Consider the following 13772-nt stretch of genomic DNA (forward strand, 5'->3'; position numbering starts at 1 on the left):
GCTTTTCCATGCCTGAACATCAACGGCCCTCGTAAGCGCGCTCCAATGCCTGCCGATCTCCTGGCGGTAGACCACCCAAAATGTCCTCCCCACGACGCTGAGCTTCCATCGCGGCATCCTTGCGCGCCCAGTCACACAGCTTCGCGAGAGCATTTTGTTTCGTTTTCAGGATATTCGTCGCCTGCTCGTATGGGCTGCGAAGCCCATAACCCCAGTCACAGCCGCTCGGCTTATCCCGCTCATAATGGTGCATCGCGGCGCTATCTTCGAGCAAGCGATCCAAGCGCTGACAGCCATCGGCACGAGTTTCCGGATTGGAAATTCGCTCCATGATCGGCGCAAGTTCATTCACCGCAGCGATCCGAGCAATGCCACCGGAGCAAGCGCCGGGTTGCTCTATCACCTTGTCGTCACATGCTCCTAGCATCGCGACCATAACACAGGCGATTAGTGGATTTTTCAGCAAGACCGATCCCCGACAAATTCTGTCGGCAACATGCCGCGACATCACGGCCGCAGTCTATCCCCTTTGCGCGATTGGTCAGAGGCCAGCCTGACGCTCGGGATTCAGAACCTCCGCGACAAAATCATAGCTGTCCATCAATTCGAGCGTTCGGCCATCGGAAAACACCACGAGAGTGCCATCGTCGCTCGGCTGAAAATAATCGACCTGATCCATGTTGATCGAAACCAGATTGCCGTCGAGCAAATTAAACTCCGCTATCATTTCTGCCTCCATCATCATTGAACCTACGCAACGATCAACTTGCGCATTGGATCAACGTCGCCAACCATCCACAAGCCTCTTGCCTTTATGTTCCTATTTTGTTCTCATTCCGTATGACATCGACTCGAAGGGAACGAAACATGGACAAGCTGGAAGAGGCGTTCGTTGCGCTGAACGCTCATATCGACCTTCATGGCAAGAAAGGACCGCGCAATGGCTTCGTTGAGGTCGCAAAAGACCTTGGCATGTCGTTCAGCGACCTTTCCGACGCTAACGACATTCACCAGTTCCTTACGATGGCCGAAGGCGACGCGAAGCTGACCCTGATCTATCTCATGGTCCCGGTCGCGGAAGAGAACCCGCTTGAAGAAAACTACTGGCTGGAATTGTCGGGTCGTGGCCCTGCGAGCCATGCGAAGGTCTGGCATTTTAAGGGCGGTCAGTTGGTCGACAATGAGCCGCTTCGCCGCGCCGCGTAAAGCGCTCGTATGGGTGCGGCATTAAAGTGGGATACGCTGGAGCATTTTACGTCGCGTCAGGCGAATATCTACGTGCATTGTTTCCTGTGCAATCGGACGGCGACCTTCGACAGCGGCGAACTGGCTGCGCATTTCCGTGAGCGCGGCTGGGGCATGGGGATGGTGATCGTCTATCAGAAGCTGAAATGCAGCCGCTGCAAAACACCAGCGGGCAAGGTCGGACCTACACGACGATTGGCGGACACGCATCCACCGAAAAAGCGCAGTTTCCTGCGATAATCCGGGCTAGGGCTTTGTTGCTACAACCCTCTGATTTGCTTCCTGATCCAGAATGCCCAGAACCGCGACGGCGCCGCAATCCAGGCCAAGCTCGACGAACTGATCCGCTCGATCGAGAGCGCGCGCAACGATTTCATCGGCATCGAACATCTGACGGAAGCCGAGTTGGAGAAGATCAAGACGATATTGGAGCGCGAATGCGGTGCCGATGGCCCGCATCAGGAAGTGATCGATCGACTGATCTCTCGTCGATAGCGCGATGGCGCAACGATCGGAGGATCAGTGCGCCGGAATGATCAGTTTTTCCTGCTGCTCATTGCGCCTGCGATAGGCTTCGACCTGATCGATATAACCGCGTGCCAGCCCTTCATAAGCAGCGCGCCCATCGGGCGATGCTGCCGCCTGCGCGTTTATCAGCGATATCTGCTGGCGATGCAGCAGATAGTTGACGTCCGTCTCCATCGGTTCGCCCTCCTCCCGTATTTTTCGAAAGTGCGGTCGGCGCGCTGACGCGAAGCGAGTCGCGGCAACGGCAGCGCAATAGTAGCATGAAGGTTAATGCTACGCGATTCCCCTCACCCTACGCCCCGCTCAACCGAACGCGGCGTTGGCGCGAAACGCAACACCGAATAACCGCACAGCGCGGACAGCAAGGATCCGCCAAGGATGCCGATCTTGGCCTCCTCGACCAGCAATGGTTGCCCCGGAAAGGCGAGCGCGCCGATAAACAGGCTCATGGTGAAGCCAATGCCGCACAACAGCGCCATGCCGTAAATCTGCACCCAGGTTGCCCCCGAAGGCCGCGCCGCGATACCCAGCTTCTGCGCCAGCCAGATACTGCCGAATACGCCCAGCTGCTTGCCGACCAACAACCCCAGCGCCACGCCGATCGGCAAGGGGCTGAGCAAAGCGCCGATCGCGTCGCCGTTGAGGGTGATGCCGGCATTGGCAAAACCGAAGAGCGGCACGATCAGATAAGCGCTCCAGGGATGGATCAGATGCTCCAGGCGATGGAGCGGACTGTCCACCGCATCGGGCGCCCCCGGCGTACGATTAACCGGGATGGTGATGGCGGCGAGCACGCCCGCGATCGTGGCATGCACGCCCGACAGCAGCATCAGATACCAAAGCAGCAGGAAGCCGATGAGATAAGGTGCCAAGGCCCGCACGCCGACACGGTTCATGCCGAACATGACCAGCAGGACGACAAAGGCGCCGGCCAAAGCCATGATATCCAGCCCCTGGCTATAGGCCAGCGCAATGATCGCCACCGCGCCCATGTCGTCGACGATCGCGACAGCCGTCAGGAACAGCTTGATCGATGCGGGAGCCCGCGATCCCAGCAACGCCAGAACTCCGATCGCAAAGGCAATATCGGTGGCCGCCGGGATCGCCCAGCCGCGCGCCAGGGCCGGTTCCCCAGCCGTAACGGCCAGATAGACCAGCGCCGGCGCGATCATGCCCGCCCCCGCCGCGATGAAAGGCAGGCGCCGCCTCTCCCAGGTGGACAGGCCACCATCGACGAACTCACGCTTGATCTCCAACCCGACGAGCAGGAAGAAGATCGCCATCAATCCGTCATTGACCCACAAATGGATCGTCATGGGACCGAGTGCGGGAGCAAGCACCGGCCCCGTCACCATATGGAAGATGTCATGATAGACATGGCCGGCAGCACCCGGAAGATTCGCCATGATCATTGCGATCGCGGCCGAAATCATCAGCAAGACGCCACTGCCTGCTTCTCCCTTCAGGAAATTCCTGAGGGCGGACACGGGCCGTTCGGTCACGTCTCTTCTCCATAAGTGCTTGCCGATGTTACCATTCCTTCCCCTTAGGGAAATTTCCGCTCAGGTCCAACCCAGATCCGCCGGCCAATGTTGAAAGATTTTCTCCAAAATACTTGGAAGACCGCTGTTCTCATGACATAAATTCGCCCTGCCGCATGGCGATCGGGACAGGGGAAATCCGGGATCGTGGGGGACATGCTCTTTGGCGCGCTACAGGCGCTGCATTATGAGATATTGTTGTTCGCGGCCATCGGCTTTGCGTTGGGCGGGCTGGATGATCTGGCGATCGACCTGCTATTCCTGATCCGCCGCGCCTGGCGGGCGGTTCGGCATCCTCGCCGCCTCCGCATGACGATGGCAACATTGCCGCCGTCATCGACGCCAGGCCGTATCGCCATCTTCATTCCCGCCTGGCAGGAAGCGGACGTCGTCGGCGCCATGCTGCGCCATGCCGTGCATTGCTGGGGCGATGCCGATTATCGCATATTCGTCGGCGCCTATCCCAATGATCCGGCGACGATCGACGCAATCGCATCGGCCGCCATCGATCAACCGCATATCATATTGTGCCTGAATGATCGCCCCGGCCCGACCACGAAGGCCGATTGCCTGAATATCAACTGGCGTAGCATGCTGGCGGAGGAAGGCCGAAGCGGCGTCCGATTCAAGGCTATCGTCATGCACGATGCGGAAGACGTCGTACATGCCGATGAAATTCGCCTGTTCGATCACATGATCGACCGGTTCGCACTGGTGCAGTTGCCGGTCCTGCCTTTGCCCGGTCGCGGCACCTGGTTTTCCCGCGCGATCGCCAATCATTATTGCGATGAGTTCGCGGAAGCTCATGGAAAGTCCCTGACTGTTAGAGAGTTTCTTGGCGCATCCATTCCATCCGCCGGTGTCGCCTGCGCGTTCGAACGAGACATATTGGCCGCGCTAGCCTCCCATCCCGACGCAGGGCCGTTCGATCCGGGATCACTGACGGAAGATTATGAAGCCGGCCTGCGCATCGCCGACATGGGCGGCCGGGGCATCTTCCTGCGCATTCGTGATGCACAGGGGCAACTGGTCGCAACCCGCGAATATTTTCCCGATAGCGTTCCGGCTGCCATCCGCCAGAAAGCCCGATGGATCATCGGCATTTCGCTCGCCGGATGGGACCGCATGGGCTGGCAGGGCGGCCCGGCCGAATGGTGGATGCGGATCAGGGACCGGCGCGCCACGCTGGCCGCATTGATCATTGTCGCTGCCTACGCCACGCTGCTGCTCTGGAGCATATTGGAACTGGCGCGGCCTTTCCTGACTCAGCAGCAGCGACCGTCCGCGCCCCTGATCGACGCCCTGCTGACGCTCAATCTGTGGCTGATGGCATGGCGCATCATGATGCGCGCGGTCTTTGCCGGCCACGCTTATGGCTGGCGACATGGCCTGGCAGCGGTTCCGCGCATGTTCGTCGGCAACGCGATCGCCGTCCTTGCCGCCCGGCGCGCCGTGATCCTCTATGTCCAGTCGCTGCTGGGCAAGCCGCTGGTATGGGACAAGACGCAACATCGCTTCCCCGACATGGAGGAACAGGCATGACCGGATCATCGGCTGATGGACGGCCGGTGCGCTTCTTTTTCATGCTGTGCATCGGCTGGACCGGCATGCGCCTGTTCGGCACGATTGCCTCCAGCCCACCCCCACCTGTAATAGCGCCAGCACCTTCCAAGGCTGCATGGGTCAGCGCGCCGACGAAAAAGGTCGTCAAAGGGCGCGTGATCATGATTGCCGCCGAAGCAAACACGCCAACCAACCAATTACTGCCGAGCCATATAATCCGTTCGTTCAGGCCATCCCCGACATCCTATCGCGTTGCACCGCTATCGATCGCATGGTCCATGCGCCCAGCGCCCCATAACCAAAGCAATCACCCCGCCCGTACGAAGCGCATAGACCCTCTCGCCATTTCCGTATCAACAGCACCAGCTATGGATCAGAAGCGATGGCAAGGCAGTGCCTGGCTGCTCTGGCGCTCCGGCGGCGGTTCATCGGCCGATCTCGCCACTGTCGGGCGCCTGGGTGGATCGCAGAGCGGCGCGCGGCTCGACTTCGACCTGACACCCCGATCCTCAGGGCGACTTGCGGGCTATGGCCGGGTTACGACGGCACTCCAGTCCCCCGAAGCGCCCGAGACTGCGATCGGCTTATCCTACCAGCCGATCCGCCACCTGGCCGTCAGCTTGGCTGCAGAACGACGAATAGCGCTTGATGCCGAGGCCCGTAACGCGTTCGCCCTGCTCCTTGTGGGTGGCTTTGGCCCTGCGCCAGTCGCAGGTCCGATTGAGGCAAGTCTCTACGCGCAGACCGGCATGGTGGGACTGCATAAGCGCGACCTTTTCATCGACGGAAAATTCTCGCTGCTCGCGCCGGTCAAGGACAGTCCTCTGCGCGTTGGCCTCAGCCTGTCTGGCGGTGCGCAACCCGATGTCGAACGACTGGATATCGGCCCCGAAATCCAGTTTCGCCTGCCCCTTCCAGCGATCGCCGCACGCATCGGGATCGAATGGCGTGAACGTGTCGCCGGTCAAGCCAAACCGGCTTCCGGCCTGGCGGTCACGCTCGCCGCCGATTTTTAGCCTGCCAGCCATCTCCCGGCTTTCGCTCGGAGTCTTTTGTCTCTAACCCGATGGGGCATGGATCTATACCTGCCCATCGCCAATCTGTCGGTGAACGCCCTGGTCATCATCGGACTGGGTGGCGTCGTCGGCCTGTTGTCGGGCATGTTCGGCGTGGGTGGCGGCTTCCTCACCACGCCGCTGCTGATCTTCTATGGCATCCCGCCCACGGTCGCAGCGGCCTCTGCCGCCAGCCAGGTAACCGGCGCCAGCGTGTCCGGCGTCGTCACCCACATGTCGCGCGGCACCGTCGATTTCCGCATGGGCGGCGTGCTGATCGCCGGCGGCGTAGTCGGCGCGGGCCTTGGCGTCCTCATCTTCCGCCTGCTCCAGTCGCTGGGGCAGATCGATACGGTGATCGGCATTCTCTATGTGCTGATGCTGGGCGGCATCGGATCACTGATGGCGAAGGAGTCGATCCAGGCGCTTATCGCGCTCAAGACCGGCAAGCGCATGCAGGCGCGCAAGCGCCGCCACCATCCGCTGGTCGCCGCACTGCCGATGCGCTGGCGCTTCTATCGCTCGGGCCTTTACATCTCGCCGCTGGCGCCGCTGCTGCTGGGCATGGCGACCGGCATCCTAACCATGTTGCTGGGCGTGGGTGGCGGCTTCATCCTGGTGCCGGCGATGCTCTACCTGCTCGGCATGAACACCCAGTCTGTGGTCGGCACATCGCTGTTCCAGATCCTGTTCGTCACCATGGCGACGACCATGATGCATGCGATGACGACCAAGGCGGTCGATCTGGTGCTGGCCATGCTGCTGCTGATCGGCAGCGTCACCGGCGCGCAGGTCGGTACCCGGCTGTCGATGACGATCCGCCCGGAATATCTACGCATCCTGCTCGCCGCGATCGTGCTGCTGGTCGCCGCGCGCATGGCGCTGGGGCTGGGTTGGCGGCCCGATGAAATCTTCACGATCGACGTCAAATGATGATGCCCCGCCTCATCCTGCCGGCCCTGGCCCTGCTGCTGAGCGCTGCGGACGAGCCGCAACTGGTGCCCGATGTGTCGCAGCGCGAGGTTGAAATCCAGTACAGCTTCACCGGCGCGGACCTGCTGCTGTTCGGCGCAATCGTCTATCCCGACGGTCGGCGGCCGGACAAGCCGGCGGACATCGTCGTCGTGCTGAAGGGCCCCGAACAGTCGATCACCATGCGCGAAAAGCAGAAGGTGGCCGGCATCTGGGTCAATGCCGACCGCGCCCGCTTTCGCTCTGCGCCCAGCTTCTATGCCATGGCCTCTTCCCGGCCGATCGACCAGATCGTCGACGAGCGCACGGCGGCGATCTACGAACTGGGCTTAGACAAGCTGCAACTGTCGCCTTCCTCGCTCAACGACAGCGCGGAACTGGACCGATTCCAGGCTGGCCTGGTCGACCTGCGCCAGCGCAACGGCCTGTTCGTCGAACGCCCCAGCACGGTGGAGATCAGTGACGGCGTGCTCTATCGCGCCCGCCTGCCGCTGTCGGCCCGCGTGATCGTGGGCGACTATACCGCCGAAACCTTCCTGGTGCAGGACGGTCGCGTTGTCGCGGCGGCGGTGCGCGACATCCATGTCCGCAAATCGGGCTTCGAACAGTTCATGGCCGTCGCGGCCGAACGCTGGTCTTTCCTCTATGGCCTGACCGCGATTGCCCTGGCCGTGGGCATGGGCTGGGCCGCCGGCGCAGTTGCCCGCCGCATCTGATCGGCCGCCTCTCCAAAAGTTCATCTTCCAGCCACGCTGTCGCAGGCCGTCATGGACCATATCGGTCCTGCCACCTCCCCTCCCCCTTGGGTGGCACGAAACAGGCCAGCTTGGACCAGCTGGCCGAACGGCCGGAACGCGTGGGTCTTGTTCCGGCCGCCCACAGCCCGGCACGTCGGTCTCCTCCCGACGTGCCGGGCGCTCGGGTCTATCGAGGAGACGGCATGATGGCGCGCGGTGGCAAGAGCATCCGGTATATCCTGCCCATCCTGATCCTCGCTCTGCTCGCGGCGGCCTTCCAATGGCTCGGCTATCTCGGCGGCGATCCCTTTTCCCTCTCCCGCCCACAGGGCTATCGGCCGGGCCATGGCACGCCGATCGCCATCATCCTGTCGGGCGACATGGGCATGAAGGTCGGCATGGGGCCGGGCATCATGGCACGCCTGACGCGAGACGGCCTGCCGACCGTTGGCGTCAATTCGCTGACCTATTTTCGCAAGACCCGCAGCCCTGCCGAAACCACTACCCTGATCAGCCAGGCCCTCGCCCAGGCCCGCAACATTGATCCCGCCGCGCCGGTCATCCTGATCGGCCAGTCCTTCGGCGCCGACATGGCGCATGTCGGCCTTGCCGCGCTGCCCCCCGCGCAACGCCATGCCATCGCCATGGTCGCACTGGTCGTGCCAGGCGCCACGGTCGAATATCGCGCTTCGCCCGGTGAGATATTCACCTTTGCGATGGCAGAGGCGGACGCCCTGCCGACCGCGCGCAAGCTCGACTGGGCACCTTTGCTCTGCGTTCATGGGCAAGAGGAAGCGGCCAGCCTGTGCCCATTGCTGCACCAGCCCAATGTGCAGACCCTCGCGCTGCCGGGCGGACATCCATTGCACCATGATGTCGATGCGCTCTACCATATCCTGCACACGGCCTTCGCCCGGCAGGGATTGATCCGGAAGACCTGACCCATGTTTCACGCCTTGCGCCTGTTCCTTGTCGGCTTCAGCCTGATCGCCGCCGTTCCGGCGATGGCGGCCGATCCGGTGCTGGGTTCCTGGATCAATCCGCGTGGCAGCGTCACGGTCACGACCGGCGCCTGTCAGGACCGATTGTGCGGCTGGGTCAGCCACGCCAATGCCGAGGCGCTGGCCGATGCCAGCGATGCCGGCATCCCGCATCTGGTCGGCACCATCCTTCTGCAGGATTATCGGCCCAAGGGACCCGGCCATTGGGCCGGCCGCGTCTATGTGCCCGACATGGGCCGCACCTTCTATTCCACCATCGACCAGCAGGGGCCGGACCAGTTGAAGATTTCCGGCTGCATCCTGGGTGGGCTTTTCTGCCGCAGCCAGCTCTGGCACCGGGTCAGGACGGGATAACGGCAGATGGGGGCCATCACATATTTGCGCCGTTACCAGACGCCCTTGTCGGTCGGGCTGGTCGTGCTGCTCGCCGCGCTCGGCTTCGTCGCGCTCTACCATCTGCTGCATGATGTGCATGTACGCGACATCCGCGCGGCCTTTCATGCACTTGGCCCGGCAGCCCTGATCCCCGCCCTGCTGCTGACCGTGATCAGCTATATCACGCTTACCTTCTACGATGTACTGGCGCTGCGCTCGATCGGCCGCCCCTTGCCCTATGGCACGGCGGCGCTCGCCTCCTTCACCAGCTATACGCTCAGCCATAATCTGGGCCTGTCGTTGCTGACCGGCGGATCGGCACGCTACCGCATCTATAGCGCGGCGGGGCTGGGCGTTGCCGATGTCGCGCGGGTGGTCGCGATCGCCGGCGCTACCTTCTGGGGCGGGGTTTTGACGCTGGCGGCGGTTATGCTGGTCTGGCGGCCGGAGACGCTGTCGATGGGCGATGTCCGCCTGTCCGCGCCGGCATTGCGTGTGGCCGGAAGCCTGACCCTCGCGGCCATCATCGGCCTGATCCTCTATGCCGGCCGGCAGGGACGGATGCTGCATTTTGGCCGCATGTCCTTGCCGCTGCCGCCCGCCTCGCGCATATTCTGCCAGATCGGCATCGGCGTCATCGATCTCGCTGCCGCCAGCGCTGCGCTGTTCGTCCTGGTGCCCGGCGTCGGCCTCCATGCCTGGCCCGCCTTCTTCCTGGGCTATGCGCTCGCCATCGTCGCCGTGCTGCTGACCCATGTGCCCGGCGGCGTCGGCGTGTTCGAACTGGTGATGCTTGCCGCACTGCCCGGCGTGGACCGGCCGCAACTGGTGGCCGCGCTGCTCGCCTATCGGCTGGTCTATTATATCCTGCCGCTGCTGATCGCGGTCGGCATCATCGTTGCGCAGGAGGGCTGGCGCTGGCGGCAGCCGTTGCGCCGCACCCTGCGAGGGCTGCAGGCCGTCACGACCGGCCTCGCACCGATCATGACGGCGGCGCTCGTCTTCCTGGGCGGCGCTATCCTGCTGGTATCGGGCTCGCTTCCGGCCATCCCGCACCGGGTCGCGACCCTCAACAGCGTCGTGCCCCTGCCTTTCCTCGAAGCCTCCCACATGGCCGGCAGCCTGGTCGGCGCGGCGCTGCTGATCCTGTCGGCCGGCCTCTATCGGCGGCTGGACGGCGCCTTCTGGCTGACCCGCATCCTGCTGCTGGCCGGCGCGATCTTCTCGCTGCTCAAGGGGCTGGATTATGAGGAGGCGGCGGCGATGCTGCTGATCGCCGCGCTGCTGCAATGGGCGCGCCCGGCCTTCTATCGCCGGACCCAGCTGATTGCCGACGCCTTCACCCCCGGTTGGCTGGCGACTGTGGCGGTGGTTCTGGGCCTCTGCGTCTGGATCGGCTTCTTCGCCTACAAGCATGTCGAATATCAGAATGACCTCTGGTGGCATTTTGCCGCCCGCGCCGATGCCTCGCGCTTCCTGCGCGCCAGCCTGGCCGTTGCCGTCCTGCTGATCGGTGTTGCGCTCTGGCGCCTGCTGCGCCCGGCCGCGACCATTCCCGCCTTCGCCAGCAATGCCGCCGTCCCGCCGAAGGCCGCGCTGGCGCTGGCCGAACGCACCGACGCCAATCTCGCCTATATCGGCGACAAGCGCTTCCTGGTGTCGGATGGCGGCACCTGCTGCCTTATGTACCAGATCAGGGGGCATAGCTGGATCGTCATGGGGGATCCGATCGGCGCCCGAAGCGAATGGGCGGACCTGCTCTGGCGCCTGCGCGAACAGGCCGATGCCGCGCAGGGCCGTCTGCTGCTCTACCAGATCAGTCAGGATATGCTGCCGCTGGCGATCGAGCTGGGGTTGCAGATCGTCAAATATGGCGAGGAGGCGCATGTCGACCTGGCCGGCTTCACGCTGGACGGCCCGGATGCCAAGCCGCTGCGCTATGCCGAGCGGCGCGCGGCGCGTGAGGGCGCCAGTTTCGAGATCATCCCCGCCGCCATGCTGGACCAGGAAATGGACCGGCTGGCCGAGATTTCCGCCCATTGGCTCCAGGCCAAGGGGCACAAGGAAAAATGCTTCAGCGTCGGCCGCTTCGATCGCGCCTATATGGCGCGGTTCGACTGCGCCGTGGTGCGGCAGGAGGGCAGGATCGTCGCCTTCGCCAATATCTGGGCCGCGGCCGACCAGTCCGAACTGTCGGTCGACCTGATGCGCCATGACGACGGCGCGCCCTATGGCACGATGGACTTTCTGTTCATCCACCTGATGCTGTGGGGCAAGCCACAGGGTTATCGCTGGTTCAACCTCGGCCTTGCACCGCTTTCCGGGCTGGAGGCGCGCCGCCTCGCCCCGCTCTGGTCGAAGCTGGGCGCGCTGCTCTACCAGCATGGCAATGCGCTCTACGGCTTTGAAGGACTGCGCGCCTACAAGGACAAGTTCGGGCCGGAGTGGGAACCCCGCTTCGTCGCGGGGCCGCAGGGCCTGTCCTTCGGCCGGGCGCTGCTCGATCTTCAGGCACTGATCGCCGGATAGCCATTGCGCGACGGACGCATCCCGCGATAGCGCTGGGCGATGCACGCCATCCATCATATCGCCATCATCGGGTCGGACTATGCCCGGTCCCGCCATTTCTATGTCGACATTCTCGGCTTTCCCGTGCTGAACGAGGTCTATCGCGCCGAACGCGACAGCTGGAAATGCGATCTGGCGGTCGGCGACGCGCAGATCGAGCTTTTCTCCTTCCCCAATCCGCCGCCGCGCCCCTCGCGCCCGGAAGCGTGCGGCCTACGCCACCTTGCCTTTGCCGTCAGCGACCTGGATGCGGAGGTCGCCCGGCTCGAAAGCCATGGCGTGGCGTGCGAGCCGATCCGGGTGGACGAATATACCGACCGGCGCTTCACCTTCTTCGCCGACCCTGACGGACTGCCGCTGGAGCTTTACGAGGATCAGGTCCGCGCCATTTGACAGCATCAGGTCATGGCCCTTAGGTAACCGGTATCAATAATCGGGAGAGGGTCATGGCAGTCAGCCGACGGGACGCATTGCTGGCGACGGCTTCGGCGGCGCTGGCGGGTGGTTTGAGCGAGGCGCGGGCGGCGCCCCCTGCTCCACCGGCCACGCCTGCCCCCGCGCCCGACTGGCGGCGCGGCTTCGACAATCAGCGCATCGCCGATCTGGGCGATGGCCGCTTCCTCAATCCGCTGATCGCGGGCGACCATCCCGATCCCACCATCCTGAAGGATGGCGCAGATTATTACATGACCTTCTCGACCTTCGATTCCTATCCCGGCCTCATCATCTGGCATTCGCGCGATCTGGTGAACTGGCGGCCGATCGGCCCGGCGCTTCACCGGAATATCGGATCGGTCTGGGCGCCTGAACTGTGCAAGCACAAGGGCCGCTATTATCTCTACATCCCGGTCAAGGCATCGCCCAACACCAGCTATGTGATCTGGGCGGACCGGATCGAGGGGCCGTGGAGCGATCCGATCGACCTCAATCTGCCCAATCATATCGACCCCGGCCATGCGGTGGGCGAGGATGGATCCCGCTGGCTGTTCCTGTCGGGCGGCGACCGGGTGCGCCTGACCGACGATGGCCTGGCGACCGTCGGCCAGCCCGAACATGTCTATGATCCCTGGCACTATCCCGACGACTGGGATGTAGAGGGTTTCTCGCCCGAAGGCCCCAAGATTTTGCGCCATAAGGAATGGTTCTATCTGGTGACCGCCGTGGGCGGCACGGCGGGTCCGCCGACCGGCCATATGGTGATCGCCGCCCGATCGCGGTCGATCCATGGCCCCTGGGAAAATTGCCCGGCCAACCCGATCGTGCGCACCGTCGACCGCGCCGAAAAATGGTGGTCGCGCGGCCATGCCACCCTGGTCGAGGGGCCGGACGGCAGCTGGTGGTCGGTCTATCATGGCTATGAAAATGGTTATTGGACATTGGGGCGGCAGACCTTGCTCGACCCGATCGAATGGACGGCGGACGGCTGGTTCCGCATGACCGGCGGCGACCTGTCGCAACCAATCGCCAAGCCGAGGGGCGGTCAGGCCGGGCCGCATGGGCAACCACTGTCGGACGATTTCAGCGCATTGCACATCGGATCGCGCTGGAACTTCTTCAAGCCGGCGCCGCAGGAGGCGCAGCGCGCGCGGGTCGAAGGCGGGTCGCTGATCCTGAAGGCCAGCGGCACCGCGCCGTCCAGTTCGTCGCCACTGCTGCTGGTCGCGGGCGACCAGGCCTATCAGTTTGAATGCACGGTCGAGATTGCGCCGGGTGGCGTCGCCGGCCTGCTGCTCTTCTATGACGAGCAGCTTTATTGCGGGCTTGGCTTCGATCAGGAACGCTTCGTCACGCATCAATATGGGATAGAGCGCGGCCGCCCCGCCAACCCCCATGGCCGCCGGATGCGGATGCGCGTTACCAACGACCGGCACATCATCCGCTTTCACATCAGCGGGGATGACGGCAAGAGCTGGAAGCGCTTCGACCGGGGCATGGAAGTGTCGGGCTATCACCATAATGTGCGCGGCGGCTTCCTGATGCTGCGCCCCGGCCTCTATTCTGCCGGTGCGGGGGAAGCGCGCTTCACCGATTTTCGTTTTCGCGCGCTCTAGGCCGATTGGGGCCAACACGGGACGCGACAGTCGAAGTTCACAGTGTCGTGCAGGCTATTTCGGACCAATGCGCCGGTAAAGCGCCTGCGACGCGCCGGTGACGCGCCTATAACGCGACAGCGGCGAGAGAAACGGG

General features: G+C 63.4%; 15 protein-coding genes and 1 pseudogene. 12 read left to right on the top strand and 4 right to left on the bottom strand.

Going from position 1 to position 13772, the window contains the following annotated elements; genetic code table 11:
* Window positions 1–19: 19 nt before the first annotated feature.
* Window positions 20–466, bottom strand: a complete 447-nt coding sequence (locus N6H05_RS18940; protein ID WP_284111137.1) for a hypothetical protein — start codon at window positions 464–466, stop codon at window positions 20–22.
* A gap of 75 nt (window positions 467–541) precedes the next feature.
* Window positions 542–727 carry a hypothetical protein gene (locus N6H05_RS18945; RefSeq protein WP_284111139.1) on the bottom strand — a complete coding sequence of 62 codons (186 nt, stop codon included), beginning with the start codon at window positions 725–727 and terminating at the stop codon, window positions 542–544.
* Between the two features lie 140 nt (window positions 728–867).
* Here N6H05_RS18945 and N6H05_RS18950 point away from each other — a divergent pair, with 140 nt between their 5' ends.
* The 3 genes and pseudogenes from N6H05_RS18950 to N6H05_RS18960 all read left to right on the top strand — a co-directional run.
* Complete coding sequence (locus N6H05_RS18950; RefSeq protein ID WP_284111141.1) at window positions 868–1206, top strand: hypothetical protein; 339 nt, start codon at window positions 868–870, stop codon at window positions 1204–1206.
* Between the two features lie 9 nt (window positions 1207–1215).
* Entirely contained in the window at window positions 1216–1485 is a 270-nt protein-coding gene (locus N6H05_RS18955; RefSeq protein WP_284111143.1) for a hypothetical protein, read from the top strand.
* 30 nt (window positions 1486–1515) lie between these two features.
* Window positions 1516–1740: pseudogene (locus N6H05_RS18960) on the top strand (low affinity iron permease family protein); the annotation flags it as partial.
* Between the two features lie 24 nt (window positions 1741–1764).
* Here N6H05_RS18960 and N6H05_RS18965 read toward each other — a convergent pair.
* On the bottom strand, window positions 1765–1947 hold the full coding sequence (locus tag N6H05_RS18965) for a hypothetical protein (protein ID WP_284111144.1): 183 nt from the start codon (window positions 1945–1947) through the stop codon (window positions 1765–1767).
* Between the two features lie 113 nt (window positions 1948–2060).
* Window positions 2061–3275 (bottom strand): Na+/H+ antiporter NhaA, encoded by a 1215-nt coding sequence (gene nhaA, locus N6H05_RS18970; RefSeq protein WP_284111146.1) that lies wholly within the window; start codon window positions 3273–3275, stop codon window positions 2061–2063.
* 195 nt (window positions 3276–3470) lie between these two features.
* Here nhaA and N6H05_RS18975 point away from each other — a divergent pair, with 195 nt between their 5' ends.
* The 9 genes from N6H05_RS18975 (at window position 3471) to N6H05_RS19015 (ending at window position 13636) form a co-directional block, all read left to right on the top strand.
* Entirely contained in the window at window positions 3471–4856 is a 1386-nt protein-coding gene (locus N6H05_RS18975; protein WP_284114272.1) for a glycosyl transferase family protein, read from the top strand.
* On the top strand, window positions 4853–5893 hold the full coding sequence (locus tag N6H05_RS18980; RefSeq protein ID WP_284111147.1) for a hypothetical protein: 1041 nt from the start codon (window positions 4853–4855) through the stop codon (window positions 5891–5893). The genes N6H05_RS18975 and N6H05_RS18980 overlap by 4 nt, the downstream gene beginning before the upstream one ends.
* 57 nt (window positions 5894–5950) lie before the next feature.
* Entirely contained in the window at window positions 5951–6865 is a 915-nt protein-coding gene (locus N6H05_RS18985) for a sulfite exporter TauE/SafE family protein (RefSeq protein ID WP_004207740.1), read from the top strand.
* Window positions 6862–7620 carry a TIGR02186 family protein gene (locus N6H05_RS18990; protein ID WP_284111150.1) on the top strand — a complete coding sequence of 253 codons (759 nt, stop codon included), beginning with the start codon at window positions 6862–6864 and terminating at the stop codon, window positions 7618–7620. The genes N6H05_RS18985 and N6H05_RS18990 overlap by 4 nt, the downstream gene beginning before the upstream one ends.
* Before the next feature lie 224 nt (window positions 7621–7844).
* On the top strand, window positions 7845–8582 hold the full coding sequence (locus tag N6H05_RS18995) for an AcvB/VirJ family lysyl-phosphatidylglycerol hydrolase (protein WP_284111151.1): 738 nt from the start codon (window positions 7845–7847) through the stop codon (window positions 8580–8582).
* Between the two features lie 3 nt (window positions 8583–8585).
* A complete protein-coding gene (locus N6H05_RS19000; RefSeq protein ID WP_284111153.1) occupies window positions 8586–8996 on the top strand; it encodes a DUF2147 domain-containing protein in 411 nt (136 codons plus the stop codon).
* Between the two features lie 6 nt (window positions 8997–9002).
* A complete protein-coding gene (gene mprF, locus N6H05_RS19005) occupies window positions 9003–11546 on the top strand; it encodes a bifunctional lysylphosphatidylglycerol flippase/synthetase MprF (protein WP_284111155.1) in 2544 nt (847 codons plus the stop codon).
* A gap of 39 nt (window positions 11547–11585) precedes the next feature.
* Complete coding sequence (locus tag N6H05_RS19010; RefSeq protein WP_284111157.1) at window positions 11586–11978, top strand: VOC family protein; 393 nt, start codon at window positions 11586–11588, stop codon at window positions 11976–11978.
* A gap of 53 nt (window positions 11979–12031) precedes the next feature.
* Window positions 12032–13636, top strand: a complete 1605-nt coding sequence (locus tag N6H05_RS19015) for a family 43 glycosylhydrolase (RefSeq protein ID WP_284111159.1) — start codon at window positions 12032–12034, stop codon at window positions 13634–13636.
* Window positions 13637–13772: the final 136 nt, after the last annotated feature.

The organism is Sphingobium sp. WTD-1, from assembly GCF_030128825.1.
Taxonomy (GTDB): Bacteria; Pseudomonadota; Alphaproteobacteria; order Sphingomonadales; family Sphingomonadaceae; genus Sphingobium.